Genomic DNA, 25,686 nt, shown 5'->3' with positions numbered 1-25,686 from the left:
TAGGGGAAGCCCCATGGAGACCACCGGGGCGACGGTCACGCACCGGTCGTGGCGGAGCCGCCGCCTCGACCCCGAGCACTCGCTGGGCCTGCGGCTCACCCTGACCGTGGCCGCGGCGTTCCTGGTGCTGGTGCCGTTCGCCCTGCTCGCGCTGCTGGTGCTCGGCGCCTGGCCGCCCCTGCTGCGGCTGGACGCCTCGATCACCGACGCGCTCCACGGGTACGCGCAGGCCCATCCCGCCTGGGCCGGTGTGATGACGGTCTGGACGCACGTGTTCGGCCCCGGCCCGCTGCGGGTGGCAGCGGTCGTGGTCGTGGTGTGGCTGGTCCGGCGCGGTGCGCCCCGCCTCGCGGTCTGGGTGGTGGTCACCATGGTCGCGGGCGGGCTGCTCGGCGCGCTGCTCAAGCTGCTCGTCGGCCGGGACCGGCCGGATCTGCTGGACCCGGTGGCCCGGGCCGCCGGCTACTCCTTCCCGTCCGGGCACGCGCTCAACGCCACGCTGGCGGCGGGTGTGCTGCTGCTGGTGTTCCTGCCGTTCGTGCGGGACAGCCGCCGGGGCCGGGTCGCGTTGTGGACCGCCGCCCTGCTGGTCACGGTGGTGACCGGGCTCAGCCGGATCACGCTCGGCGTGCACTGGACCAGTGACGTGGTGGGCGGCTGGGTGCTCGGGGTGGCGGTGGTGGCCGCGACCTCGGCCGCGTTCGCCACCTGGCGCGGCGGATCCGGGCGGCCGTCCGCCCGTCCGCTGCGCGAGGGGGTCGAGCCGGAGCTGGCCGACCGGCGGCCGGAGGGCGGCCGGGCGTAGCCGGACCCGCGCCGGGGTACAGGCGAGCCCATGTCCGACGTCGTGATCCGAGTCACCCGGCGTGTCCTGCTGCCGCTGGCCCTGCTGTTCGCGCTGATGGTGGGCCTGGGCCTGCTGGTGACCCGGGTGCTGGCCCGCACCTGGCCGTTCACCGTGGAGGACACCGTCAACCGTGAGCTGGCCGGCGACCGGACGCCGGGGTGGAACGACGTCTCGCTGGTGTTCAGCACGCTCGCCAGCACCCAGATGATCGTCGTGGTGACGGTGCTGGCGGCGCTGGTGCTGCGGCTGGCGCTGCACCGCTGGCGGGAGCCGCTGTTCCTGTGCGCGGCGGTGACCGCGCAGGCGCTGATCTTCCTGTTCACCACGATGGCCATCGACCGGAACCGCCCGGCCGTCGCGCACATGGACGCCTCCCCGCCCACGTCCAGCTTCCCGTCCGGGCACACCTCGGCGGCCACAGCGCTCTACGTCGGTCTCGCGGTGCTACTGGCGCTGCGGGCACGCAGCACCCCGGCCAAGGTCGGCTGGTGGACGCTGCTGGTGCTGGTGCCGATCGGTGTGGCGCTCACCCGGATGTACCGGGGCATGCACCACCCCAGCGACGTGGTCGCCTCGTTCCTCAACGGCGGCGCCTGCGTGGCGATCATGGCGCGGGCGGTACTCGACCGCACGCTCACCTGGGGCCGCGCCCGGCTGCCGCTGTCCCGCTCCGGCGACGAGTCGACACCGGCGGGAGCACCGGCGGGTGGCTGAGCGCCGCCGGCCGGCTCAGGTGCAGTCGCCGGTGGCCACTCCCCGGGTACGCTCCGCGCCCGCCAGCGCCACCGGTCGCGCCTCGGCGGCGGTCACCGCGAAGCCGGTGTTCGGGTCGTCGGCTGCCGCCGCGAAGATCACGCCGAGCACCAGGCCGTTCGAGGAGACCAGCGGGCCGCCGGAGTTGCCGCTGCGCACCAGCGCCCGGATCGTGTAGATCTCCCGGTTGACGTCACCGGCCGAGTAGATGTCCGGGCCGGTGATCCGGTCGACGTCCCGGATCCGGGCCGGGCGGGCGTCGTACGGGCCGTCGAGCGGGAAGCCGAGCACGATCGCGTCGGCGCCGGTGGCGGCCGGGCCGGCGGCGAAGCGCAGCGACGGCCCGGGCAGCCCCGGTACGTAGAGCACCGCCAGGTCCCGGTCCGGGTCGTAGACGACGACCTCGCCGTCGTACCGCTCGCCGCGCAGTTCCACAGCCACCGAGCGGGTGCCGGCGACCACGTGCGCGTTGGTCATCACCCGGTCGTCGGCGTACACGAAGCCGGAGCCCTCGATGCGGCGCGAGCAGCTCGGCGCGGAGCCGAGCACCTTCACCACCGACCGCCTGCTGTTCTGCACCACCTGGGAGTTGGCCAGCGCCGGGTCGGGCGGCGCGACCTGCCGGGCCCGGGTCGGCGCGAGGTCGCCGAAGACGTCCGGGAATCCGTTGGTGTCGACCGTGTCGCGCAGCGCGGTGGACAGGTCCTGCGCCTTGTCCGGCAGCACCTGGTCGACGACGGTGAGCAGCGCGCTGTTGCGCACCGAGGAGGCCAGCCACGGCACCGAGGAGGAGCCGAGCGGCACGGCGACCAGCCACGCCACGAGCATGACCGCGACGACCGAGATGAACGCGCCGCCGACGTCGTCGATCTTCCGCCCGGCCGGCCCGGTGATGGCGGCCCGCAGGTTGGAGCCGAGCCAGCCGGCCAGCGCCTGCCCCAGCACCGCGAGCCCGAAGATCGCCACCAGGGAGATCAGCACGCGTGTGCCGCTCGTCGCGAACTGCTGCGCGATCAGCGGCCCCACCTGGAGGCCGAGCAGCGCGCCCAGGAAGAAGCCGGAGAACGACAGGGCCCCGATGACGAAGCCCTGACGGTATCCGCTGATCGCGAACACGAGCATGAGCAGAAGGAGGACGAGATCCACGGCGGACACGCCCCAAGGGTACGGGCACCTGGCCCGCGCTCGGCTCAGCGCTCGCGGAACGTGACCCGGGGATGCGTACGGGTGATCACCGCACCGGGCTCTCGTCGGCCGGCTCGGTGCCCGCCGACGGAGCGGGCGTGGCGTCGACGGGCGGCAGCTCCACCACGCGCGAGTGCGGCCAGGGCCGGGACCAGCCGCCCATCTCCAGCAGCCGGTCGATCACGCCCGCGGTGAAGCCCCAGACGAGCATGCCGCGCACCGAGAAGGCGGGACCGATCCAGCCGCTCGGGTGGCGTACCCGCATGCGGTTGTCCGGGTCGACCAGCTCGGTGACCGGCAGCCGGGCGACGTGCGCGACCTCGGCCGGCTCGCGCGGGTGCACCGGGTGCGGGTCGTGCCACCAGGCGAGCACCGGGGTGACCACGAAGTCGCTGACCGGGATCCAGAGCCGGGGCAGCTCGGCCAGCACCGTGACGCTGCCCGGGTCGAGGCCGACCTCCTCGTTCGCCTCGCGCAGCGCGGTGGCGCGGGCGTCGGCGTCCTCCGGGTCGGCCGCACCACCCGGGAAGGCCGGCTGCCCGGCGTGGTTGCGCAGCGTCGCGGCGCGCTGGAGGACCAGCACGTCCGGCCCGGCGCCGGGCTCCTCGCCGAGCAGCACCAGCACGGCGCTCTCCCGGCCGCCGCTGGACGGCGTGACGATGCGGGTGAAGTCCTCCGCCCGTGCGGTGCCGAGTCGGCCCAGCAGCGGGTCGAACCACCCTGGGGGCGGCCGTCGGGTCATACCCGCACCCCGAGATGACGCTGGAGCAGCGCGGCGAGGCGGGCGTCGTCGAGCGCGCCGGTCGCGTCGGTGTGCCGGATCCGCCCGTCGGCGTCGACGAGCACCGTCAGCGGGAACGCGTTGCGTCCGAGCGCGCGCTGGAACGCGTCGCCCTGGTCGAGCAGCATCGGGAAGTCGACGCCGTAGTCCTCGCCGATGGACTGCGCGCCGCCGCGGCTGTCCCGGCTGTTTACGCCGATGACCTGGAACCGGCCGTCGGCCCGCTCGCTGAGCCGCTGGAACGCGGGCAGCTCCTTGCGGCACGGCGGGCACCAGGACGCCCACACGTTGATCACCGCCGGACCCTTGACGTCACGCAGACTCACCGGCGTGCCGCCGGTGAAGCAGTTGAGCGTCAGGTCGGGGAGCTGGTCCCCGGCCTTCCCTGCAAGCGTCGGGGACACGGCCTTTCCGGGGGACGTCGGGGACGCGGCGGCGGGCGCGACGGTCAGCGGGGTGCAGTCGGCGAACGGCGAGGGACGCTCGGCCCGGGTCGCCGGTGCGGGACGTTCCGGCTGCTCGGTCGTGGCGGTGCAGCCCGCGGCCGCGAGCAGCAGCGGGGCGAGAAGGTAGGCGAACCGGCGCATCACGGCACGTCCGCCGCGGCGGCCTGCTGCGGCACCAGGTCGGGGTCGAGGCCGACGGCCACCGCCAGGTCACGGGCGCGGGGGCCCTTGAGCAGCTTCGCCGCGGCGGCCGGCTCGGTCGGCCCGGTGCCGTACGCGGGGCACAGCTTCGCCAGCGTGCACGCGCCGCAGGCGGGCTTCCGGGCGTGGCAGACCCGGCGGCCGTGGAAGATCACCCGGTGCGACAGCATCGTCCAGTCGCGCTTGGGGTAGAGCGCGCCGATCGCGTGCTCGATCTTGACCGGGTCGGTCTCGGTGGTGAGCTGCCACCGCTGCACCAGCCGCTGGAAATGCGTGTCGACGGTGATGCCGGGGACGCCGAACGCGTTGCCGAGGATGACGTTGGCGGTCTTGCGGCCGATGCCCGGCAGGGTCACCAGGTCGGCCAGCCGGCCGGGCACCTCGCCGTCGTACCGCTCGCAGAGCGCCCGCCCGAGGTTGATCAGGGAGCTGGTCTTGTTGCGGTAGAACCCGGTGGGCCGGATCATCTCCTCCAGCTCGGCCCGGTCCGCCCCGGCGTAGTCGGCGGCGGTGCGGTAGCGGGCGAACAGCTTCGGCGTGACCTCGTTGACCTTCTTGTCGGTGCACTGGGCGGACAGGATCGTCGCCACTGCCAGCTCCAGCGCGTTGGAGTGGTCGAGTTCACAGTGCGCGTCGGGGTGTGTCTCGGTCAGCACGCGGCCGATGCGCCGGGCGCGGCGCGTACGGCCGAGGTCGGTCTCGGGGGAGCGCGTGGTCACGTCGGCCAGCCTACGTCGCGGGGCCGACGCTCCGGCGGCTCGGCGCGGCCGGGGTGCGCTCAGCCACCCGCCGGTGCGGTGATCTTGCCGGTCCCGTCGAGCTTCGCGCCGGTGTCCGGGAAGTCGGCCCGGTTCAGCTCGCGGACCAGTCCGAGGCCGCGGTCCTGCCGGTCCACCGACGGACGGCCCACGCCGTTCATCACGGTCGAGGTGAACGTGCCGCCGGCGAACTTCCCCTCGGCGGTGAGCGACACCTTGAGCACGCCGCCCCAGCCGAGCCGGCCCGAGCTGTTCAGCGACTTGCCGCCACCGGCGAAGTTGCCGAGGCTGTACGCGATCAGCCGGCCCTTGTAGAACTCCATCCCGCGCAGCACGTGCGGGCCGTGCCCGATGACCAGGTCGGCGCCGGCGTCGATGACGGTACGGGAGAAGCGGATCGGGTCGCCGCGGTTCTCGCCGAAGAACATCTCGGTACCGGGCTTCACCCGGGTCTTGTCCGCTCCCTCGGCGCCCATGTGCACCTGCACCACGACAATCTGGGCCTGCTCCTTGGCCATCTCGATCACCTGCTTGGCGGCGTTCAGGTCGACCAGGCTGTTGGACCAGGGGTACGACGAGAAGCCCACCACGGCGACCTTGATGCCCTTGACGTCCACCACGGTGATCTCGCCCGGCGCGCCGGTGTGCTTGAGGCCGTGCGCCTCCAGCGCCGACTGGGTGTTCTCGTAGCCCTGGCGGCCGTAGTCGTAGCCGTGGTTGTTGGCCTGGTTGAGCAGTTGGAACCCGGCCGACCGCAGGTGCGCGGCGTAGCCGGGCGGCGCGCGGAACTGGTAGCAGTTCTTCGGCTCCGGGCCGCACTTGCCGGCGCCGGTGTCGTCGGTGAGCGGTTCCTCCAGGTTGCCCATCACGAGGTCGCCCTTGAGCGCCGACTTCACGTCGTCGAAGAAGCCCTTGCCGCCGTTGGGCGGCAGCCGGTCCGGCGCGTTGCCCATGATCACGTCACCGGTGGCGGTGAGCGAGATCGACGGCTCCTTGGACGCGTCGGGCGCCGCCGGCTGGTCACCCGTCTGGGGCCCGGCCGAGCCGGTCGATCCGCCGCCCTGCCCCGCCTGCCACCTGGGGTCGCCGCCGGACCCGCCGGCGTCGCCGCCGCAGCCGGCGACGAAGAGGACGGCGACGAGCGCGGCGAACGCGGCCAGGCGCCGGCCGGGCACCGCGCGACGCGGTGCGGGAACGGCGGCAGGCGACCCGGCGGCCGCGGCGCGGAGGGTACGGGGCACAGAGCGGGCGGAAGCGTACATCGTCGGCGACGCTACCGTCCCCGGAACGCCGCGACGAGGGCCGATCGGTCGGAAAACCCGGCGTGTCGCATGTGACGGGCGCACGTCAGCCCGCCCGTCGGTCGGACCAGGGCACGACGGTCCCGGCGCCGCCGGAGCGGACGGCGGCGTGCACGGCCCGGGCCAGCGGCGCGCCCCAGGCCGACCGGGGACCGCCGTACGGGGCCGGATCGCCCTCGGCCGGGCAGAGGACCGTCACCGCGTCGGTGGGGGTGCCGGTGGCGGGCAGTCCCAGTTCCCAGATCGCCTGCGCCTTCGCCTCGGTGGCGGTGGCCACGGCGTTGACCAGGGCGGCGTCGCCGAGCCGCACCGGCACGTACGCGACGATGTTGACCGTGCCGACGCGCTGCGCGGGCCGGGCCGGCTCGCTCGCGGCGGGCGGCGCCGGATCGGGCGCGGCGGCCCAGACCGGCGTGCCCAGGCCCACAGTCGCCCAGACCCGGACGCCGCCGTCGGTGCGGCGGACCACCTCGGTCACGTCCACGCCGGTCAGCAGCCCGACCCCGGGGCCGTCGAGGTCGAGGCCGTGGGCCAGCTCGGCCAGGTGCGCGGCGGGGTCGTCCCGGTCGTACGACATCGGCACCGTCGCGTTCAGCACCCACCCGCGGACGCCGATTCCCCCGCCGAGCGGCGCGGAGCCGACCGCCAGCAGCGGCGCCTCGGCCCGCCAGGCCAGCACGGGGATGTCCGACCCGGATTCGGACCGGCTGGTCAGGAACGGCTCACACAGCACGCCGGTCACCCTACGATCACAGGAGGGAACGGGTGGCGCCGGCCCGGACCGGAGGCGGGATCTTAGCTGCTCACCGGGTCGGGCGGGTTACGCCCAACGATCAAGATTCCAGGGGTGCACCTCTGATTCCTACTCATGTGCGCCTAGACTGGCGGCGCGCGAGGGATCAGCGGACGGCGGACCCGGCCGACGGACGGCACGCGCAGGCGGAGGTGCGCGATGGACGAGGTACTGGCCCGCAGCGGGATCTTCCAGGGTGTCGACCCGGAGGCTGCCGAGGCGCTCGCCAAGGAGATGGAGACGATCGAGGTCCGCAAGGGCGAGATCGTGTTCAACGAGGGCGAACCCGGTGACAGTCTCTACATCCTCCTGTCCGGCAAGATCAAGGTGGGTCGCCGCGCGGCGGACGGCCGGCAGAACCTGATCGCCGTGATGGGCCCGTCGGACATGGTCGGTGAGCTGTCGCTCTTCGACCCGGGTCCGCGTACGGCGACCGCGACGGCGGTCACCGACACCCGGCTGGTCCGGCTGCGCAAGCAGGCGCTGCGGCCGTGGCTGAACAACCGGCCCGAGATCGCCGAGCAGCTGCTGCGGGTGCTGGCCCGCCGGCTGCGCCGGACCAACGACTCGCTCGCCGACCTGATCTTCACGGACGTGCCGGGCCGGGTCGCCAAGAACCTGCTCCAGATGGCCGGCCGCTTCGGCACCCGCGACGGCGGCGTGCTGCGCGTGACGCACGACCTCACCCAGGAGGAGATCGCCCAGCTCGTCGGCGCCTCCCGGGAGACCGTCAACAAGGCGCTGGCCGACTTCGCCTCGCGCGGCTGGCTGCGGCTGGACGGCAAGAGCATCATCATCCTCGACCCGGAGCGCCTGGCCCGCCGCGCGCGGGTCTGACCTCCGTACCGGCTTCCCGGCCCGGCCCGCCTCCGTGCGAGCCGGGCCGGCGCCGTCTCTGCCCGCCGCAGAATCGCTTGGTCCTCCCGGGCCGGTGTCGCCAGGCTGGGACGATGCCTGATCGTGTCGCCGTCCTCTCCGACATCCACGGTGTGCTGCCCGCGCTGGAAGCCGTCCTGGCCGAGCCGGACGTGGCCGCCGCCGACCTGATCGTCCTCACCGGTGACCTGGCGGCCGGTCCGCAGCCGGTCGAGGTGCTGGACCGGTTGGCCGAACTCGGTGACCGGGCCTGCTGGGTCGGCGGGAACGCCGACCGGGAGCTGGTGCAGGCGCGGGCCGGGGTGGCTTCCCCGATCGAGGTCTCGAACTGGGCCGCCGGGCAGCTCCGCGACGACCAGGTGGCCCGGCTGGCCGCGCTGCCGCCGTCCGTCACGCTGCCGGTCACCGGCCTGGGCGAGGTGCTGTTCTGCCACGCGACCCCACGCGACGACGAGGAGGTCGTGCTCGTCGACTCGCGGCTCGACCGCTGGGCCGAGGTCTTCGCCGGCCTGCCGGCCGGGGTCGGCACCGTGGTCTGCGGGCACACGCACATGCCGTTCACCCGGCTGGTCGACCGCCGCCTGGTGGTGAACCCGGGCAGCGTCGGCATGCCGTACGGGGGCGCGGGCGCCTGGTGGGCGCTGCTCGGCCCGGGTGTGCAGTTGCGCCGGACCCGCTTCGACGTGGACGCCGCCTGCGCCCGGGTCGCCGCCGCGTCGGCGTTTCCGGACGCGGCGGCCTGGGCCGACGAGTACGTCCGCTCCCGCCACTCCGACGCCGACGCCCTCACGGTCTTCGCCCCGCGGGACGGCCGCTGACCCGAGCCCTCCGGGAGGCGTCCGTCCAGCCTGGAGCGGGGCATCGCGATCCGCGACGCTGGGCTAGCGTGAAGTAGTGACGGACCGGCGGTATCGGATCCTCCTCGTCTCCAGCAGCGGCGGCGTCCTGCTCGACCTGCTCGCGCTCCGACCGTGGTGGGAGCGGCACGACCCGGTGTGGGTGGCGGTCCGCGCCCCCGACACCGAGGTGGCGCTGACCGGGCAGCGCGTGCACTGGCAGCCCGAGCTGTCGACGCGCACCCGGTGGCGGGTGCTGCCGGCGGCCTGGCGGGCCCTGCGGCTGCTGCGCCGGGAGCGACCCGACGTGGTGGTCTCGGCCGGCACCGGCGTGGCCGTGGGCGTCTTCCTCGCCGCCCGCTTGCTCCGGGTGCCGTCGCTGTGGCTGGAGACGTTCAACATGACCGGGCCCGCCGGAGCCGCCGCCCGGCTCTGCTCCCGCCTCGCCGCCGCCGTGCTGGTGCAGCGACCCGCCCTGCTGGCGTCCCGGCCCCGCGCGGTCCTCATCGGAGAGCTCTACTAGCCATGGCCCGCCTCCTGGTCACCGTCGGTATGGGCCCGTGGCCGTTCGACCGCCTGATCGAGGGTGTCGCGCCGCTGTGTGCCGCGCACGAGGTGTTCGTGCAGACCGGCACGTCGGCGGTGACCCCGCCGTGCCCGCACGCCCCGTTCCTGCCCCTGGACGACCTGCGAAGGCGGCTGGCCGCCGCCGACGTGGTGATCACCCACGCCGGTAACACGGTGCGGCTGGTCCAGCGGCTCGGCCGGGTGCCGGTCGCGGTGGCCCGGGAGGCGGCACGGGGCGAGATGGGCAACGACCACCAGGTCGAATACCTGCGCGAGGAGGAACGCTCGGGCCGGGTGGTCGCGGTGTGGGACGTGGCCGAGCTGCCGGCCGTGGTGGCCGCGCACCCGCAGCGGCAACACCGGTTGCTCGCGGAACGCCCGTTGCCCGGCCCGGTCGACGGCGAACGCCTGGCCGCCACAATGGACGCGCTCTGCGCCCGGCTGGTCCGATGAGCCGGGCCGACGAGGCGGCACCCCGGGCGGGTGTGCAGCCCTTCGCCACCCACCCGCTACGCCGGTACGCGTTCGCCTGGGCCGCACTCTCCGGCCGCACCGGCCGGCACCTCGACCTGGGCTGCGGCACCGGAGACTTCCTCGCCGTGCTGCACGAACACGGCACCGTGGCCTGCGAGGGCGCCGACCCGCACCCGGGCTACCTCGCCGAGCTGGCGGCCCGCCACCCGGATCTGCCGCTGCACCGGCTCGGGGTCGGCGAGCCGCTGCCGTTCGCCGACCGCCACTTCGACTCGGTGAGCCTGCTCGACGTGCTGGAACACGTACCCGACGAGATCGCGCTGCTGACCGAGACGCACCGGGTGCTCGCCCCCGGTGGGCTGCTGGTGCTCACCGTGCCCCGGCGGCACGTCTTCACCTTCCTCGATCCGGACAATGCCAAGTTCGACTTCCCCCGGCTGCACCGCCGGATCTACTCGTGGCGGTTCGGGTCGCAGGTGTGGCACAGCCGGTTCGCCGACCTCTCCGACAACCTGCGGGGCGACATGTCGGTCGGCCGGGACCGGCACACCAACTACCGCACCGAAGACCTGCTCCGGCTGCTGCGCACGGCGGGCTTCACCCCGGCCACGGTGACCGGCGCCAACCTCTTCTGGCGGTGGTTGCAGATCCCGGCGCTGCTCACCGGCGGCCCGGTGCGCCGCCTGCTGGAGCGCGGCATCCATCTCGACGGCCGGCTGTTCCGCTCGGCCAACCTCTTCGTCACCGCCCGGAGACTGCCGTGACCGTCGCCGACACCGCCCGCCTCGCCTGGTTCTTCGGCCGGCTCGCCGTCAAGGAACGCATCGCGCCCCGGCTGCACGTACGGCCGCTGGTCGCCGAGCTGTTCCTCACCGACAACTGCAACCTGCGCTGCACGAGCTGCGGCTGCTGGACCACGAACACCAAGGGTGAACTCTCCACCGACGAGTGGCGCGACGTCCTGCGTCAGCTCGTCGCGCTGCGCATCCACAAGGTGAACTTCACCGGCGGCGAGCCGCTGATCCGGCCGGACGCGCTGGCCCTGATGTCGTACGCCCGCGAGGTGGGGGTACGCCACCTGCACCTGAACACCAACGGCATCCGCCTCACCCCGCCCGTTCTGGACGAGGTGCTCGCCGCAGGCGTACGCAGCTTCAACGTCTCCGTCGACGGCCCGACGGCGCTGGTGCACGACCGGATCCGCGGGCGACTCGGGGCCTTCGAGACGACGACCCGGCACCTGCGGAACCTGATCGCCGCCCGGGACCGGCTCGGTCTGAAGGTACGGATGAACTTCACCGTCATGCGGGACAACGTGGACAGCCTGCCCGGCATCGCGGCGCTGGCCCAGGAGCTGGGCGTGGCGCTCTATCTCAACCTGGTCACCGACCGGACGTTCCTGTTCCGCACCGACGCGGTCACCGACCAGACCGACGTGGCCGGCGACCGGCTCGACGCGGCGCTGGCCGAGCTGGAGACGATGGCCCGGGCCGACCGGCGGTGGTTGCCGCGTTACTCCGAGCTGCGTTACCTGCGTGGGCACTTCGACGATCTCGTCCAGCGCGACCTGCCGTGCGCCGAGTCACAGCTCAAGTTGATGGTGCACTCCCGGGGGGAGATCGGCGGCTGCTGGGCGCACGACCCGACCGCCTCGGTCCGGCAGCGCCCGATCGCCGAGATCGTCGACGCGCCGGAATACCGGGACGAGCACGCGCGGCTGTTCCGCAAGGAGTGTGTCGGCTGCGGCAGCAACTACAGCCTCAACCTGCGCTGGCGGCCGGGCACCTACCTGGCCGACCGGCAGTGGCTGCGGGGGCGGCGCCGTCTTGTCTGAGCCGATGCGCCCGAGCCAGCCGCTGTACGACGCGCTGGCGTCCGGCTACGAGGAGCATTTCGCGGTGCCGCACCGGCGTGCCTACGACGACCTGGCGTGGGAGCGGGTCGAGGCGTTGTTGCCGCCGGGCGCCCCGGTGGTGGACGCCGGTTGCGGCGTGGGCCGGTGGGCCCGGCGGCTGCTCGACCTCGGCCATCCGGTGACCGGCGTCGAGCAGGCGCCGGGCATGGTCGCCGAACTGCGCCGTCATCCGCCCGGTCCCGGCTTCACGCTGGTCGAGGGCTCGATGACGGAGGTGACACTGCCGGCTACGGCCGGCGCGGTGCTGGCGATGGGTTCCCTGCAGTACACAGCCGATCCCGAGCAGGCGGTCCGGCACCTGGCCGGGTGGTTGCGCCCGGGTGGCGTGCTGGCCGTGCTGGTCGACTCACTGGTGGGCCTGGTCCTCGAACTGGTCGGTGCGGGCCGGGACGACGAGGCGGTGGACCGGCTGACCCGCCGGCGGGGTGTCTGGCGTGCCGAGGGGCACGCCGCCGATTTGCACCTGCTGGACCGGGCCCGGTTGGAGGCCGCGTTCCGCGCCGCCGGCCTGGTCGAGATCCGCAGCGCCGGGCTGCTGGTCAGCGCCGCCGCGGTGGGGCGGGCCGGGCTGGCCGGGCGGCTGTCCGCCGACCGGGACGCGCTGCTGGCGCTGGAGCGACGGCTGGGCGACGACCCGGTCCTCGCCGACGCCGGCAAGCAACTGCTGGTGACCGGCCGCCGCCCTCCGGGTTGACCGCCCGCCCGGTTCAGTCCAGGCAGCGGCGGAGCGCCGCGACTACCCGTTCCGCCTGTTCCACGGTGATCTCCGAGGACATCGGCAGGGCCAGCGCCTCGGCGTCCAGCCGTTCGGTCACCGGTAGGCGTTCACCGCCGCCGAGCGGGCCGGTGTGGATCGCCGCGAAGTAGGGCTTGGTCTGTACGCCGAGGGCGGCCAGCCGCGTCGCCACGCGGTCGCGCCGGGCGAAGCGCGCCACCCAGTGCACCCAGCAGTGCCGGTCCCCGGGACGGACCTGCTGGACCTCCACCGGCAGAGCGGACGCGGCGGCGGCGTAGACCTCGGCCACCTCTGCCCGGCACCGGACCAGCGTGTCCAGCTCCGCGAGCTGGTCGACCGCGACGACGGCGTGCAGTTCGTTCATCAGCTCGGAGCGGGTCCAGCCGGCGGGTGCGGCGAGGACCGCCTCGGCGGCGTCGGCGGGCAGCACCAGCGCGCCGCCGGCGCCACCGGCCGACACGACCTTGGCGAAGCTCATCGAGTACGAGTGCGACAACGCCTGCTGTGCCACCGGACGCCCCTGGTGCAGGCTGCCGAGGGCGGCGGCGGAGTCGGCCAGCAGGGCCACCCCGGCGGGGTCGCAGACCGCCCGCAGGGCCGGATAGTCGCACGGGTTGCCGAAGGTGTCGACGCAGAGCACCAGTCGTACGCCGCCCCGCTCGATCGCGGCGGCGACAGCAACGGGGTCGATCGTCCAGGTCGCGGCGTCCACGTCGACGAAACGCAGCGTGTACCCGAGTTGGACCAGGATCTCGGCGGTCGCGGGGAACGTGTAGGACGGCAGCACCGCCACGTCGCCGGGGTGGGCCGGCCCGACGGTGGCGGCCACCATGATCCGCAGGGCGGCGGTCCCCGAGGCGGTGACCAGCACCCGGTGGTCGTCGTCGAGTTGCAACTCCTTGCCGAGGCGTTCGGTCAGCTCGCGCGTCCACCGGTTGCCGTGCTTGACCTCCCCGCTGACGAGCGCCTCCTGCTGGCGGGCGACGACCGTCTCGGGGCGGGCCGGCGGGGGCGGCACCACGACCGGCAGCGGCGGTCGGAACAGGGGAGCCCTGTCGTCGCCGACCTCGGCCACCAGCTTCGCCAGGGCCGGGCGGAGCGGCTCGACCCGGTGACCGGCGGCGGTCAGCTTGTCGGTGACCACCAGGCCGGAGCTGTCCGATGCCGGGCGCGGCATGGTGAGCAGCGGCGCCGACGAGCCGCACAGGTCGCGGATCCAGGTCGCGAGGTCGGTCAGCGGCACCGGTTCCCCGCCCACGTTCCACACGCCGAGGCCGATTCCGCGCAGGAGGATCCGTGCGAGTGTGTCCGCGGGCAGGAAGCTGCGTACGGTGTCCGCGGTGACCGGCAGTGGCAGTCCCTGGCGGGCCCGGCGGACCAGCCGGGTGGCCACGCGGTGCTGGCCCGCACCGAAGACGTTCGCGAGCCGGAGCACGGTCAGCCGGTCGGGCGGGATCGCGTCCGCGACGAGTCGTTCCTGTGCGAGCTTCGCCATCGCGTACGTCCACCGGTGGGTGGGGTCGGCGTCGGCCATCGCCCGGGCGAGTGGGGCGGCCCGCCACGGCGGGCAGGGTTCCCGGGCCAGGTCGCGCACGAGTGCGCACCAGCGGTCGAGTTCTCCGGCGGACCACGGCAGGTCGGGCGTGGTGTCCTCGGTGAGCGGGCCGGGCGCGGCACCGTAGACCTCGACGGAGGAGGTGAGCACCACCTGGCGTCCGGCCAGGCGGGGCAGGAGCCGGGCAGTGCTGACGGCGTTGTCCAGCGGCAGCGTCCACGGGTGGCGGGGCCGGGGGTGGCTCGCGCCGAGCAGCACCACGACGATGCCGGGCGGCAGCTCGGGCGGGTCGGCGGTGAGCAGGTCCGCCCTGATCCAGTCGAGGCCGGCGGCGGTGTTCGCCTCGGCGGGCGGATGACGGTCCACTGCGGTGACCCGCGCGCCGGCGGCCAGCAGCGCCCCGGCGGTCGCCGTGCCCAGAAAGCCTGCCCCTCCGACGAGCACAAAGTCATTCATGTTGTGCCTCCCCGTGAGCCCGCACGATATCGCGGAAACGGCCGTGTGGAGGTGTCGGATAGCGGTCGGGGCCGCGTCGGCGACACCCCGAAAAAAGTCAGGCTTGACTGTTTGTTTTGGGCGGGGCACGCTGTCTGCGTGTCGAGCCGAGTCCCGCAGCAGGAGCGCAGCCGCGCCACCCAGGCCCGGCTGCTGGAAGCGACAGTCGAGTGCCTGGTGGAGCACGGCTGGTCCGGCACCACGACGACCGTGGTGGCCGCCCACGCGGGTGTCTCCCGGGGCGCCCAGCTGCACCACTACCCCACCAGGACCGCGCTGGTGACCGCCGCCGTCACGCACCTGACCGAGCGCCGGGCGGCCGAGCTGCGCGCCGAGGCCGCGGCCCTGCCGTCCGGGCCGCAGCGGCTCGACGGGGTGGTCGACCTGCTCGCCGCCTCCTTCACCGGCCCCCTGTTCGTGGCCGCGCTGGAGCTGTGGGTGGCCGCCCGGACCGACGCCGAGCTGCGGGCCGCGCTGGTGCCGCTGGAGGCGCGGATCGGCCGCGAGATGCACCGGCTCACCGTCGAGCTGCTCGGCGTGGACGAGCGCAGGCCGGGCGTACGCGAGTCGGTGCAGGCCACCCTCGACCTCCTCCGCGGTCTCGGCGTGGCCAACCTGCTCAGCGACGACTCGCCCCGCCGCGCCGCCCTGCTGCACACCTGGAAACGCCAGCTCGCCGCGCTGCTCACCCCCGAGAGCGAGCGGCACTGATCCCCTGACGCCCATCCCCGCCGGAGGCACAATGGTCGACCTGACAGCCCTGCTCGCGGATCTGGCCGCCGAGTCCGAACAGCTCGACGCGCTCGTCGCGGAACTGCCGCCGGAGGGATGGGAGCGGCCGACACCGGCCCCGGGCTGGACCGTCGCGCACCAGGTCGCGCACCTGGCCTGGACCGACCACGTCGCCTACCTGGCGGCCACCGACGAGTCGGCGTTCTTCGCCTCGGTCATGGCCGCGCCGGACCCGTCGCGCCTGGTCGAGGACGGCGCCGAGTCGTTCCTCGCGCCACCGCCCGCGCTGCTGGCCCGCTGGCGCGCCGGCCGGTCGGCGCTCGCCGGGGCGCTCACCGCCGTCCCGGCCGGGCAGAAGATCCCCTGGTACGGCACCAGCATGTCGCCCACGTCGATGGTGACCGCCCGGCTGATGGAGACGTGGGCGCACGGCGAGGACGTGGCCGACGCACTGGGCGTCAGCCGCACCCCGACCGAGCGCCTGCGGCACATCGCGCACCTCGGCTTCCGTACCCTCGGGCACGGCTTCGCAGCCCACGGCCGCGAGGTGCCCACGGTGCCGGTGCGGGTCGAGCTGACCGCGCCCGCGGGCGGCGACGTGTGGGAGTTCGGGCCGGCCGACGCGGCCGACCGGGTGACCGGCCCGGCGCTCGACTTCTGCCTGCTCGTCACGCAGCGCCGGCACCGCGCGGACCTGGCCCTGACGGCCACCGGACCGGTCGCCGACGAGTGGCTGGACGTGGCCCAGGCGTTCGCCGGCCCGCCCGGCGGCAAGCGTGAGCCGGACGGAGCCTCCTCGTGAGTGTGCTGCGGGTCGGGAACGCGTCCGGCTTCTACGGCGACCGCTTCACCGCCTGGCGGGAGATGCTCGACGGCGGCGAGCTGGACGTGCTGACCGGCGACTACCTGGCCGAGCTGACCATGCTCATCCTCGGCCGCGACCGGATGCGCGACCCGTCGCTCGGCTACGCCAAGACGTTCCTGCGCCAGGCGGAGGGCGTGCTCGGCACCGCGCTGGAGCGCGGCGTCACGCTGGTCACCAACGCGGGCGGCCTCAACCCGGCCGGGCTGGCCGACGCGATCCGGTCGCTCGGCGACCGGCTCGGCCTCCAGGTGCGGGTCGGGTACGTCGAGGGCGACGCGCTCCAGCGGCCGGACGCGCTGACCGCGAACGCCTACCTGGGCGCGTTCGGGATCGCGGCCTGCCTCGACGCGGGCGCGGACGTGGTGGTCACCGGGCGGGTCACCGACGCCTCGCTGGCGGTCGGCCCGGCCGTCGCCCGCTTCGGGTGGACCCGCGACGACCTCGACGCGCTGGCCGGGGCGACTGTGGCCGGGCACCTGATCGAGTGCGGCGCGCAGGTCACCGGCGGCAACTTCAGCTTCTTCACCGAGCTGCCGGACGGCGGGCACCGGCCCGGCTTCCCGATCGCCGAGCTGCACCCGGACGGCTCGTCGGTGCTCACCAAGCATTCCGGCACCGGCGGCGCGGTGACGGTCGAGACGGTCACCGCCCAGCTGCTGTACGAGGTGGGCGGGCCGGACTACCTCGGGCCGGACGTGGTGACCCGGCTGGACACCGTGCGGCTGGAGCAGGAGGGCCCGGACCGGGTACGCGTGTCCGGGGTGCGGGGCACGCCACCGCCGGACACGCTCAAGGTGGGCGTCAACAACCTGGGCGGCTTCCGCAACGCGATGACGTTCGTGCTGTGCGGGCTGGACATCCCGGCCAAGGCGGCACTGGTCCGGGGCCAGATCGAGGAGTCGGTCGGCACGGAAGGGCTGGAGTTCACGCTGGCCCGTACCGACCACCCGGACACCGGCGACACCGAGGCGGCCAGCGCGCTGCTGCACGTACACCTGCGCGACGGCGACAAGTCGCGGGCCGGGCGGGCGTTCTCGGCGGCGGCGGTGGAGCTGGCGCTGGCCTCGTACCCGGGCTGCACGCTCACCACGCTGCCCGGTGACGCCACGCCGTACGGGGTGTTCACCGCCGACACGATCGCGCAGGACGAGGTCGAGCACGTCGCGGTGCTGCCGTCCGGCGAGCGGGTACCGATCTCCCCGCCGGTCGTCACGGCGACACCGGCCGAAGCACCGGCACGGGAGGTCACCGCCGTACCGGCTCCGGCCGCCACCCGGCGCGGGCCGCTCGGTGAGCTGGTCGGCGCGCGGTCCGGCGACAAGGGCGGCGACGCCAACCTGGGCGTCTGGGCCCGCACCGACGCGACCTGGCCCTGGCTGCGCGACTGGCTGACGGTGGAGCGGCTGGCCGAGCTGCTGCCGGAGACCGCGGCGCTCACAGTCGAGCGGTACGAGCTGCCGAACCTGCGCGCGGTCAACTTCGTGATCCGAGGGCTGCTCGGGCAGGGCGTGGCCGCCTCCACCCGGTTCGACCCCCAGGCCAAGGCGCTCGGCGAGCTGCTGCGTTCGCGAGTGGTCGACCTACCGACGGAGGTTCCGGCATGACCATCGTGGACACGCCGGAACGCCGGCAACTGCGCGAGCTGACCCGCTCGTTCGTGACCCGGGAGGTGCTGCCGCACCTGTCCGACTGGGAACGGGCGGGCGAGGTGCCCCGCTCGCTGCACGAGACAGCCGCGAAGATCGGCCTGCTCGGCATCGGCTTCCCGGAGTCGGTCGGCGGCAGCGGCGGTGACCTGCTCGACTCGATGGTGGTCACCGAGGAGATCATCCGCTCGGGCGGGTCGTCCGGCCTGGTCGCCGCGTTGTTCACGCACGGGATCGCGCTGCCGCACATGGTCGAGACCCAGGACGAAGAGCTGATCGAGAGGTACGTCCGGCCGGCGCTGGCCGGGACGATGATCGGCGCGCTGGCGATCACCGAGCCGGACGGCGGCTCGGACGTGGCGGGCATCCGCACCTGCGCGGTCCGCGACGGCGACCACTACGTCGTCAACGGCTCCAAGACGTACATCACCAGCGGGGCCCGCGCCGACTTCGTCACCACCGCGGTCTGCACCGACTTCCCCGGTTCGGGCTCGGTCAGCCTGCTCGTGATCGACAAGGGCTCGCCCGGGTTCACGGTGGGGCGGCGGCTGGAGAAGCTGGGCTGGCACTGCTCGGACACCGCCGAACTGTCCTTCGTCGACGTCCGGGTGCCGGTGACGAACCGGGTCGGCCCGGAGGACACCGGTTTCCTCGCCATCATGCAGCAGTTCGCCAACGAGCGGCTGTCACTCGCCACCCAGGCGTACGCGACCGCGCAGCGCTGCGTGGACCTGGCGGTGCAGTGGTGCCGGGACCGCCGGACGTTCGGCCGTCCGCTCGTCGGGCGCCAGGTCGTCCGGCACAAGCTGGCCGAGATGCACAGCCGCACCGACGCGGCGCGGGCGTACGTCCACGACGTCGCCGAGCGGGTGGCCGCCGGGCAGCCGGTGGTGACCGAGGTGGCGATCGCGAAGAACGTGGCGGTGTCCGCGTGCGACTTCGTCGTCGACGCCGCGCTGCAACTGCACGGTGGCTTCGGCTACATGCGTGACGCCGAGGTGGAGCGGCACTACCGCGACGCCCGTCTGCTCGGCATCGGCGGCGGCACCACCGAGATCATGAACGAGATCATCGCGAAGGGCATGGGCCTGTGAGTACGACAGTCCTGCAGAGCACGATCGACCCGTCCGCACCCGCCTTCACCGCCAACCGGGAGGCGCTGCTGGAGCGCCTGGCCGAGCTGGAGGAGGCACTCGACCAGGCCCGGGGCGGTGGTGGCGAGAAGTACGTGACCCGCCACCACGGTCGCGGCAAGCTGCTCCCCCGGGAACGCATCGAGCTGCTGCTCGACCCGGACAGCCCGTTCCTGGAGCTGTCGTCGGTGGCCGCGTACGGCACGGACTTCCCGGTCGGTGCCAGCACCGTGACCGGCATCGGCGTGGTCGAGGGCGTCGAGTGCCTGATCGTGGCGAACGACCCGACGGTACGCGGCGGCGCGATCAACCCGTGGTCGCTGGCGAAGACCCGGCGGGCGGGTGAGATCGCGGCGGCCAACCGGCTGCCGATGGTGAACCTGGTCGAGTCGGCCGGCGCGGACCTGCCCACCCAGGCGGAGATCTTCATTCCCGGCGGCCGGGTGTTCCGTGACCTGACGCGCCTGTCCGCGCAGCGGATCCCGACCGTGAGCGTGGTCTTCGGCAACGCCACAGCCGGTGGCGCGTACGTGCCCGGCATGTCGGACTTCACCGTCATGATCCGCGACCGTTCGCAGGTCTACCTGGCCGGGCCCCCGCTGGTGAAGATGGCCACCGGCGAGGTCACCGACGACGAGTCACTGGGCGGCGCGTCGATGCACGCCACCACGTCCGGCCTGGCCGACTTCCTCGCCGAGGACGAGCGCGACGGCATCCGGCTGGCCCGGCAGTGCGTCCGCCGGCTCAACTGGCGCAAGCACGGTCCCCCGCCGCGCAACCCGCACCCGCTGCCACCCCGGTACGACCCGGAGGAGTTGCTCGGCATCGCCAGCGCCGACCTGAAGGTGCCGTTCGACCCGCGCGAGGTGCTGGCCCGGGTGCTCGACGACAGCGCGTTCGACGAGTTCAAGCCCGGCTACGGCACCGCGCTGGTCACCGGCTGGGGTGAGCTGCACGGCTACCCGGTCGGCGTGCTGGCGAACGCCCGGGGCGTGCTGTTCAGCGAGGAGGCGCAGAAGGCGGCCCAGTTCATCCAGCTCGCCAACGCGGCGGACACGCCGCTGGTCTTCCTCCAGAACACCACCGGCTACATGGTCGGCACCGAGTACGAGCAGCGCGGCATCATCAAGCACGGCGCCTTCATGATCAACGCGGTGTCGAACTCGAAGGTGCCGCACCTGACCGTCAATCTGGGCGCCTCCTACGGCGCCGGCAACTACGGCATGTGCGGCCGGGCGTACGAGCCGCGGTTCCTGTTCACCTGGCCGAATGCGAAGTCGGCGGTGATGGGTCCGGCGCAGCTCGCCGGGGTGCTGTCCATCGTGGCCCGGCAGGCCGCCGCCGCCCGGGGACGCGAGTACGACGAGGACACCGACGCCGCCATGCGGATGATGGTCGAGCAGCAGATCGAGTCGCAGTCCGGCGCGCTGTTCCTGTCCGGGCGGCTCTACGACGACGGGGTGATCGACCCCCGAGACACCCGTACCGTCCTCGGGCTGTGCCTGTCGGCGATCCACAACGGACCGGTGAAGGGCGCCGACGGTTTCGGCGTCTTCCGGATGTGACCTGTGAGCGCGAGGAACGCAGCGAAGCGGAGTCCCGCAGTCGCGAACGAAAGGCAGGCTCAGCGCGGATGATCAACAAACTTCTGGTTGCGAACCGGGGCGAGATCGCCCGCCGGGTCTTCGCCACCTGCCGCGCCCTCGGTGTGGCCACCGTCGCCGTGCACTCCGACGCGGACGCCGACGCGCCGTTCGTCGCCGACGCCGACCAGGCCGTGCGGCTACCCGGTAACACGCCGGCCGAGACGTACCTGCGCATCGACGCCGTCCTGGACGCGGCCCGGCGCTCCGGCGCGGACGCCGTCCACCCCGGCTACGGGTTCCTGGCGGAGAACGCCGAGTTCGCGGCGGCGGTGACCGACGCGGGCCTGACCTGGGTCGGGCCGTCGGCCAAGGCGATCGCCGCGATGGGCGACAAGATGGCCGCCAAGGCGCTGCTCGCGGACGCGGGCGTGCCGATGCTGCCCACCTGGACCGACCCGGCCGAGGTCACCGCCTTCCCGGTGCTGGTCAAGGCATCGGCGGGCGGCGGCGGCCGGGGCATGCGGATCGTCCGCGACGCCGCCGGGCTGGCCGAGGCCGTCGCGGGCGCGCGCCGCGAGGCGGCTGCGGCGTTCGGCGACGGCACCGTCTTCATCGAGCGGTACGTGGAACGCGGCCGCCACGTCGAGGTGCAGATCTTCGGCGACACCCACGGCACCGTCGTGGCCCTCGGGGTACGCGACTGCTCGATCCAGCGCCGCCACCAGAAGATCGTCGAGGAGGCGCCCGGTGTGCTGCCCGACGACGTGCGCGCGGCGCTGCACGAGGCGGCGGTGGCGGCCGGGCGGGCCGTCGACTACGTCGGCGCGGGAACCGTGGAGTTCCTGCTCGCGCCGGACGGGCAGGTGCACTTCCTGGAGATGAACACCCGCCTCCAGGTGGAACATCCGGTCACCGAGCTGACCACCGGGCTGGACCTGGTCCGGCTGCAACTGCTCGTCGCCGAGGGCGAGCCGCTGCCGGTCACCGCCACGCCGCCCGCCGACGGTCACGCCATCGAGGTACGGCTGTGCGCCGAGGACCCGGCTCAGGGTTTCCGCCCGGCCACCGGCACGCTGCACCGGTTCGCGATTCCCGGGGTGGCCGCCGAGTTCGGTCCGGCCCGTGGGCTGCGCCTGGACTCCGGTGTGGTGGACGGCTCGGCGGTGAGCGTGCACTACGACTCGATGCTGGCGAAGCTGGTCGCCTGGGCGCCCACCCGCACCGAGGCGGCCCGCGCGCTCGCAGGTGCGCTCGCCCGCGCCGAACTGCACGGCGTGGCGACCAACCGGGATCTGCTGGTCCGCGTGCTGCGCGGCGCGGAGTTCGCGGCCGTGGACGTGGACACCGGCTTCCTGGACCGGCACCCCGAGGTGTTCGAGCCGCTGCTGCCGGCCGAGCAGCTTCCGGTGGCGGCACTGGCGGCGGCGCTGTCCGGGGCCGCCACGCGCCGGGCCGCCGCACCGGTACTGGCCGGGTTGCCGTCGGGCTGGCGCAACGTGCCCGCCTTCCCGCAGGTCACCCGGTTCACCGGGCCGGGCGACGAGGAGATCGAGGTCCGGTACCGGCTCGACCGCACCGGCGGGCTCGCCGAATGGTCGGTGTCCCCGTCCGACGCCACGCCGGCCGTGACGGTCGTGGACACCGCCCCGGACCGGGTGCTGCTCGACGTGGACGGGGTGCGGCGGGCTTTCCGCGTACACCGGGTGGGGTCGTCGGTCTTCGTGGACGGCCCGGACGGGGCGGCGAGCCTCACCGAGCTGCCCCGCCTCCCACTGCCCACCGCGGAGCTGGCGGCCGGGTCGCTGCTCGCGCCGCTGCCCGGCGCGGTGACCCGGGTGCACGTGGAGGTCGGCCAGCGGGTCGCCGCCGGTGACCTGCTGCTGACGCTGGAAGCGATGAAGCTCGAACATCCCGTGCTCGCCCCCGCCGACGGCGTGGTGACCGAGCTGCCGGTGCCGGCCGGCGGCCAGGTCGAGACGGGTGCCGTACTTGCCGTGGTGGACCCCGAGGAGGACCCGCAGTGAACTTCGACCTGACCCCCGAGCAGGACCAGCTCCGCGACGCCGTACGGGCGTTGGGCCGCAAATACGGCCACTCCTACTTCGTCGAGAAGGCCAAGTCCGGTGAGCACACCACCGAGCTGTGGCACGAGGCCGGCCGGCTGGGCTACCTGGGCGTGAACATCCCCACCGAGTACGGCGGCGGGGGCGGCGGCATCACCGAGCTGGCGCTGGTGTGCGAGGAACTGGCCGCGACGGGCTGCCCGCTGCTGCTGCTCGTGGTCTCCCCCGCCATCGCCGCCACGATCATCAACAAGCACGGCACCGAGGAGCAGCGCAAGAAGCACCTCCCCGGCCTTGCCGACGGCTCCCAGAAGATCGTCTTCGCGATCACCGAGCCGGACGCGGGCTCGAACTTCCACCGCCTCGCCACTGTGGCCCGGCGCGACGGCGACGACTGGCTGCTCAGCGGCCGGAAGATCTACATCTCCGGGGTGGACGAGGCCGGCCACGTGCTCGTGGTGGCCCGCACCGAGGACGCGTCCACCGGGAAGCTGAAGCCGGCGTTGTTCATCGTGCCGACCGACGCGCCCGGCCTGGAGAAATCCAAGCTGGACATGGAGATCCTGTCGCCGGAGAACCAGTTCCTGCTGTTCCTCGACGACGTCCGGCTCCCCGCCGACGCGCTCGTCGGCGAGTCGCTCGACGCCGGGCTGCCCGCGCTGTTCGCCGGGCTCAACCCGGAGCGCATCACCGTTGCCGCGATGGGCGCCGGCACCGGCCGGTACGCGATCGAGAAGGCAAGCGACTACACGTCCACCCGCAAGGTGTGGGGCGGGCGCTCGATCGGCTCGCACCAGGGTGTGGCGCACCCGCTGGCGCACGCGGCAGTGCAGGTCGAGCTGGCCCGGTTGATGATCCACAAGGCGGCGACGCTCTACGACGCGGGCCGCGACCTGGAAGCCGGCATCTCCGGCAACATGGCCAAGTACGCGGCGGGCGAGGCCGCCGCGCTCGCCGTCGACACCGCCGTCCAGGCGCTCGGCGGGGCCGGCATGACCACCGAGTACGGCGTGGCCACGCTGCTCGGCGCGGTACGCGCGGGCCGGATCGCCCCGGTCAGCCGGGAGATGATCCTCAACTTCGTCGCCCAGCACGTCCTCGGCCAGGACAAGTCCTACTGACCCGCGGTTTCCACCCGGGCGGCTGACGCCCGCCTCGCCCGAGCGCGGGGTGGGCCCGGGGTACGGCGGATGCCCGATCACCCGCCGTACCCCGGGGGTCCGTCAGCGGACGGTCAGCGTGCCGACCGCCGGGCGCGGCGTCGCCACCGGCGGCAGCCGCTTCGGCTCACCCCGGCCCGGCTCGCCCGCCCGGGCCAGCGCGCTCTTCGACGCGTCCGCCCGGCTTGCCGCCGCGTCCTCCTGGAACGGCTGCGCGTCACCGACGCAGAGCGTGCCCCTGGCCGGCAGCTTGCCGGTCAGCAGGTACGCGTCGATCCGGCCGGTCGCGCACGCCGAGGTGCCGTACGCGGTGTGGCCCCAGCTGTCGCTGCTCAGCAGGCGGCTGTTCGGCAGCAGCTTCGCCGAGCTGACCGCGCCCTGGTAGTTGGTCGCCGGATCCCAGTAGTTGCCGACCACGAGCACCGGGGCGGCGGTGACCCGGTTGAACGGCCCGGTCCAGGCGTCCTCGTCCCGCACGGTCCAGGTGTTGCGGGCACAGGGCGCGGTGCCCCAGGCCCACGCCCGCCCGAAGTAGGGCGCCCGCTTGTCCTCCTTCGCCGACAGCGCCGGCCAGGCGTCGGCGCTCTTCGGGTGGTACGCGTCGGTGCAGTCGACGGTCAGGAACGTCTCCAGCCCGTTGTCGTACGGGAAGTCGTACCCGCGCTGCTGGCGCGCCTGCGCGGCGCGGGCGGCGAGCGCCTTGCGGGCCGAGGCGGTGGCGGCCTTGCCGACGGCCGGGTCGGTAGCAGCCAGGAGCTGCACGGTGATGTCGACGACCGACTGCCAGCCGTACGGGTCGTAGAGCGCGCCGAGCGTGGCGCCGACGAAGTCGGCGTAGCTGACCGTGAAGGAGCCGAAGTCCGGGTCCTCGATCACCACCGGCTTCTTGCGCAGCCGCTTGGCCACCGTGTCGTACGCGGCGAGCGGATCGCCGGTGGCGGCCAGCGCGCACTGCTCGGCGCCGGCCCTGCCGCACCGGGCCAGGATCTCCCGCAGTGCCCGGTACGCCCCGTCGGCGCTGCGCAGCCGCGTCTCCTGGAGCTGGTTGCGGGCACTCCCCTGGCCGACCCAGGCGTTCGGGTCGAGCACACCGTCGACGACGAGCGCGCGGAAGCGGTCCGGGAACATGTTGGCGTAGTACTGGCCCAGCGCGGTGCCGTAGCTGAACCCGAGGTAGCTGAGCAACTTGTCGCCGACAGCCCGGCGCAGCACGTCCATGTCGCGGGCCACCTCGGCGGTGGACGCCGCGCCGGTCAGCGGTTTGCCGGTGGTGGAGCACGCCTTCCCGACCGCCTTCGACGCGGCGACGTACGCCTTCTCCTCCGCCCTGGTCCACGGGAACGCGACGTTCAGCCCGGCGTACGCCCGGGTCTGGTCCTTCACCGAGCGGAAGCACTTGATGTTCTCGCTGGCCTCGACGCCGCGCGGGTCGACGCCGACGATGTCGAAGCGGTCGAGCAGGTCGTCGCCGAGGAAGTAGGGCGCGGCGAGCGCGATGCTCGTGCCGGAGCCACCCGGGCCACCCGGGTTGAGGAACAGGCTGCCGACCTTGCGCTGCTGGTCGCGGGCCTTGACCCGCAGCAACGCGACCTCGGTGGTGGCGCCCTTCGGGTTGTCGTAGTCCAGCGGCAGCCGGACCGTGGCGCACTCGGCGTAGTCGTAGCAGGCGTACCAGTCGAGCTTCGGCGTCGGCACGCGGTCCACCCGGCGCGCCTCCGCGGCGCTGGTGCGGTCGTGCGCGGGTGGTTGCGGAGTCGCCGCCGCGGCGGGCGCGACGGCCGGTCCGGCGAGGAGGACGCCGGCGATCCCGGTTGCGGCCAGGGATCGGATTGAACGGGGCATGGAGCTGCCTTCCGTCGGGGAACGAATCCGTCGAGGAGACCTCGACCCCCGTCACTTTAGGGATCGACGCCCACGTTGGTGGCCCCCAAACCTGGATCGATACGGCAAACAACCAGATGATGTAACGATTTTTTCTCGAT

At 73.7% G+C, this 25,686-nt stretch carries 24 protein-coding genes; 16 read left to right on the top strand and 8 right to left on the bottom strand.

Annotation, left to right across the window (positions count from 1 at the left end; all coding sequences use genetic code 11):
- Positions 1–13: 13 nt before the first annotated feature.
- Together EAD96_RS18035 and EAD96_RS18030 are read left to right on the top strand one after the other, a co-directional pair.
- Positions 14–805, top strand: a complete 792-nt coding sequence (locus EAD96_RS18035; RefSeq protein ID WP_121685131.1) for a phosphatase PAP2 family protein — start codon at positions 14–16, stop codon at positions 803–805.
- A gap of 30 nt (positions 806–835) precedes the next feature.
- The gene (locus EAD96_RS18030; RefSeq protein ID WP_121685130.1) at positions 836–1,561 is read left to right on the top strand and encodes a phosphatase PAP2 family protein; all 726 of its coding nucleotides are present in this window, start codon (positions 836–838) and stop codon (positions 1,559–1,561) included.
- A gap of 15 nt (positions 1,562–1,576) precedes the next feature.
- Here EAD96_RS18030 and EAD96_RS18025 read toward each other — a convergent pair whose 3' ends face one another.
- From EAD96_RS18025 to EAD96_RS18000, 6 genes are all read right to left on the bottom strand, one after another.
- Entirely contained in the window at positions 1,577–2,755 is a 1,179-nt protein-coding gene (locus EAD96_RS18025; RefSeq protein ID WP_120572775.1) for a MarP family serine protease, read from the bottom strand.
- Between the two features lie 76 nt (positions 2,756–2,831).
- Positions 2,832–3,527: a CoA pyrophosphatase gene (locus tag EAD96_RS18020; protein WP_121685129.1), complete on the bottom strand. Its 696-nt coding sequence runs from the start codon at positions 3,525–3,527 to the stop codon at positions 2,832–2,834.
- Positions 3,524–4,153: a TlpA disulfide reductase family protein gene (locus EAD96_RS18015; RefSeq protein WP_121685128.1), complete on the bottom strand. Its 630-nt coding sequence runs from the start codon at positions 4,151–4,153 to the stop codon at positions 3,524–3,526. Before EAD96_RS18015 ends, EAD96_RS18020 begins: the two co-directional genes overlap by 4 nt.
- The gene (gene nth, locus EAD96_RS18010) at positions 4,153–4,932 is read right to left on the bottom strand and encodes an endonuclease III (RefSeq protein WP_091425783.1); all 780 of its coding nucleotides are present in this window, start codon (positions 4,930–4,932) and stop codon (positions 4,153–4,155) included. The genes EAD96_RS18015 and nth overlap by 1 nt, the downstream gene beginning before the upstream one ends.
- A 59-nt stretch (positions 4,933–4,991) precedes the next feature.
- Positions 4,992–6,146 (bottom strand): CapA family protein, encoded by a 1,155-nt coding sequence (locus EAD96_RS18005; RefSeq protein ID WP_121685127.1) that lies wholly within the window; start codon positions 6,144–6,146, stop codon positions 4,992–4,994.
- Between the two features lie 172 nt (positions 6,147–6,318).
- A complete protein-coding gene (locus EAD96_RS18000) occupies positions 6,319–7,005 on the bottom strand; it encodes an adenosylcobinamide amidohydrolase (protein WP_121685136.1) in 687 nt (228 codons plus the stop codon).
- 219 nt (positions 7,006–7,224) lie between these two features.
- On the opposite strand from EAD96_RS18000, the gene EAD96_RS17995 reads away from it, so the two are divergent.
- From EAD96_RS17995 to EAD96_RS17965, 7 genes are all read left to right on the top strand, one after another.
- On the top strand, positions 7,225–7,902 hold the full coding sequence (locus EAD96_RS17995) for a Crp/Fnr family transcriptional regulator (protein WP_007466162.1): 678 nt from the start codon (positions 7,225–7,227) through the stop codon (positions 7,900–7,902).
- Between the two features lie 113 nt (positions 7,903–8,015).
- The gene (locus EAD96_RS17990; protein WP_121685126.1) at positions 8,016–8,759 is read left to right on the top strand and encodes a metallophosphoesterase; all 744 of its coding nucleotides are present in this window, start codon (positions 8,016–8,018) and stop codon (positions 8,757–8,759) included.
- A 76-nt stretch (positions 8,760–8,835) separates the two neighbouring features.
- A complete protein-coding gene (locus EAD96_RS17985) occupies positions 8,836–9,300 on the top strand; it encodes a glycosyltransferase (protein WP_120572770.1) in 465 nt (154 codons plus the stop codon).
- A 2-nt stretch (positions 9,301–9,302) separates the two neighbouring features.
- On the top strand, positions 9,303–9,797 hold the full coding sequence (locus EAD96_RS17980; protein ID WP_121685125.1) for a hypothetical protein: 495 nt from the start codon (positions 9,303–9,305) through the stop codon (positions 9,795–9,797).
- Entirely contained in the window at positions 9,794–10,582 is a 789-nt protein-coding gene (locus tag EAD96_RS17975; RefSeq protein WP_121685124.1) for a bifunctional 2-polyprenyl-6-hydroxyphenol methylase/3-demethylubiquinol 3-O-methyltransferase UbiG, read from the top strand. Before EAD96_RS17980 ends, EAD96_RS17975 begins: the two co-directional genes overlap by 4 nt.
- The gene (locus tag EAD96_RS17970; protein ID WP_158614802.1) at positions 10,579–11,652 is read left to right on the top strand and encodes a radical SAM protein; all 1,074 of its coding nucleotides are present in this window, start codon (positions 10,579–10,581) and stop codon (positions 11,650–11,652) included. Before EAD96_RS17975 ends, EAD96_RS17970 begins: the two co-directional genes overlap by 4 nt.
- 4 nt (positions 11,653–11,656) lie before the next feature.
- Complete coding sequence (locus EAD96_RS17965) at positions 11,657–12,427, top strand: bifunctional 2-polyprenyl-6-hydroxyphenol methylase/3-demethylubiquinol 3-O-methyltransferase UbiG (RefSeq protein ID WP_120572766.1); 771 nt, start codon at positions 11,657–11,659, stop codon at positions 12,425–12,427.
- 13 nt (positions 12,428–12,440) lie between these two features.
- On the opposite strand, the gene EAD96_RS17960 is transcribed toward EAD96_RS17965, so the two are convergent.
- Positions 12,441–14,480 (bottom strand): aminotransferase class I/II-fold pyridoxal phosphate-dependent enzyme, encoded by a 2,040-nt coding sequence (locus EAD96_RS17960; RefSeq protein WP_121685122.1) that lies wholly within the window; start codon positions 14,478–14,480, stop codon positions 12,441–12,443.
- Between the two features lie 138 nt (positions 14,481–14,618).
- Here EAD96_RS17960 and EAD96_RS17955 point away from each other — a divergent pair, with 138 nt between their 5' ends.
- From EAD96_RS17955 to EAD96_RS17925, 7 genes are all read left to right on the top strand, one after another.
- Positions 14,619–15,230, top strand: coding sequence for a TetR/AcrR family transcriptional regulator (locus EAD96_RS17955; RefSeq protein WP_121685121.1), 612 nt, complete (start codon positions 14,619–14,621; stop codon positions 15,228–15,230).
- 31 nt (positions 15,231–15,261) lie between these two features.
- Positions 15,262–16,053, top strand: a complete 792-nt coding sequence (locus EAD96_RS17950; RefSeq protein WP_121685120.1) for a TIGR03084 family metal-binding protein — start codon at positions 15,262–15,264, stop codon at positions 16,051–16,053.
- Entirely contained in the window at positions 16,050–17,720 is a 1,671-nt protein-coding gene (locus EAD96_RS17945) for an acyclic terpene utilization AtuA family protein (protein WP_121685119.1), read from the top strand. The genes EAD96_RS17950 and EAD96_RS17945 overlap by 4 nt, the downstream gene beginning before the upstream one ends.
- Positions 17,717–18,856 carry an acyl-CoA dehydrogenase family protein gene (locus EAD96_RS17940; RefSeq protein WP_121685118.1) on the top strand — a complete coding sequence of 380 codons (1,140 nt, stop codon included), beginning with the start codon at positions 17,717–17,719 and terminating at the stop codon, positions 18,854–18,856. Before EAD96_RS17945 ends, EAD96_RS17940 begins: the two co-directional genes overlap by 4 nt.
- Positions 18,853–20,460: an acyl-CoA carboxylase subunit beta gene (locus EAD96_RS17935; RefSeq protein ID WP_120572760.1), complete on the top strand. Its 1,608-nt coding sequence runs from the start codon at positions 18,853–18,855 to the stop codon at positions 20,458–20,460. Before EAD96_RS17940 ends, EAD96_RS17935 begins: the two co-directional genes overlap by 4 nt.
- 68 nt (positions 20,461–20,528) lie before the next feature.
- Positions 20,529–22,505, top strand: coding sequence for a biotin carboxylase N-terminal domain-containing protein (locus EAD96_RS17930; protein WP_121685117.1), 1,977 nt, complete (start codon positions 20,529–20,531; stop codon positions 22,503–22,505).
- Positions 22,502–23,665 (top strand): acyl-CoA dehydrogenase family protein, encoded by a 1,164-nt coding sequence (locus EAD96_RS17925; protein WP_121685116.1) that lies wholly within the window; start codon positions 22,502–22,504, stop codon positions 23,663–23,665. Before EAD96_RS17930 ends, EAD96_RS17925 begins: the two co-directional genes overlap by 4 nt.
- Before the next feature lie 102 nt (positions 23,666–23,767).
- On the opposite strand, the gene EAD96_RS17920 is transcribed toward EAD96_RS17925, so the two are convergent.
- Complete coding sequence (locus EAD96_RS17920; protein ID WP_121685115.1) at positions 23,768–25,546, bottom strand: alpha/beta hydrolase; 1,779 nt, start codon at positions 25,544–25,546, stop codon at positions 23,768–23,770.
- Between the last annotated feature and the right edge of the window lie 140 nt (positions 25,547–25,686).

The organism is Micromonospora sp. BL1, from assembly GCF_003667485.1.
GTDB lineage: Bacteria > Actinomycetota > Actinomycetes > Mycobacteriales > Micromonosporaceae > Micromonospora > Micromonospora tulbaghiae.
The sequence above is the reverse complement of the archived record's forward strand: the minus strand, read 5'-3'. Positions and strand labels throughout refer to the sequence as shown.

Excerpts from the sequence above, each read along its gene's own strand:
- EAD96_RS18015 (WP_121685128.1), bottom strand. The coding sequence starts at position 4,153 with ATGCGCCGGTTCGCCTACCTTCTCGCCCCGCTGCTGCTCGCGGCCGCG.
- EAD96_RS17965 (WP_120572766.1), top strand. The coding sequence starts at position 11,657 with ATGCGCCCGAGCCAGCCGCTGTACGACGCGCTGGCGTCCGGCTACGAG.
- EAD96_RS17975 (WP_121685124.1), top strand. The coding sequence starts at position 9,794 with ATGAGCCGGGCCGACGAGGCGGCACCCCGGGCGGGTGTGCAGCCCTTC.
- EAD96_RS17920 (WP_121685115.1), bottom strand. The coding sequence starts at position 25,546 with ATGCCCCGTTCAATCCGATCCCTGGCCGCAACCGGGATCGCCGGCGTC.
- EAD96_RS17930 (WP_121685117.1), top strand. The coding sequence starts at position 20,529 with ATGATCAACAAACTTCTGGTTGCGAACCGGGGCGAGATCGCCCGCCGG.
- EAD96_RS17995 (WP_007466162.1), top strand. The coding sequence starts at position 7,225 with ATGGACGAGGTACTGGCCCGCAGCGGGATCTTCCAGGGTGTCGACCCG.
- EAD96_RS17980 (WP_121685125.1), top strand. The coding sequence starts at position 9,303 with ATGGCCCGCCTCCTGGTCACCGTCGGTATGGGCCCGTGGCCGTTCGAC.
- EAD96_RS18030 (WP_121685130.1), top strand. The coding sequence starts at position 836 with ATGTCCGACGTCGTGATCCGAGTCACCCGGCGTGTCCTGCTGCCGCTG.
- EAD96_RS17990 (WP_121685126.1), top strand. The coding sequence starts at position 8,016 with ATGCCTGATCGTGTCGCCGTCCTCTCCGACATCCACGGTGTGCTGCCC.
- EAD96_RS17940 (WP_121685118.1), top strand. The coding sequence starts at position 17,717 with ATGACCATCGTGGACACGCCGGAACGCCGGCAACTGCGCGAGCTGACC.
- EAD96_RS17960 (WP_121685122.1), bottom strand. The coding sequence starts at position 14,480 with ATGAATGACTTTGTGCTCGTCGGAGGGGCAGGCTTTCTGGGCACGGCG.
- EAD96_RS18035 (WP_121685131.1), top strand. The coding sequence starts at position 14 with ATGGAGACCACCGGGGCGACGGTCACGCACCGGTCGTGGCGGAGCCGC.
- EAD96_RS17950 (WP_121685120.1), top strand. The coding sequence starts at position 15,262 with ATGGTCGACCTGACAGCCCTGCTCGCGGATCTGGCCGCCGAGTCCGAA.
- EAD96_RS18020 (WP_121685129.1), bottom strand. The coding sequence starts at position 3,527 with ATGACCCGACGGCCGCCCCCAGGGTGGTTCGACCCGCTGCTGGGCCGA.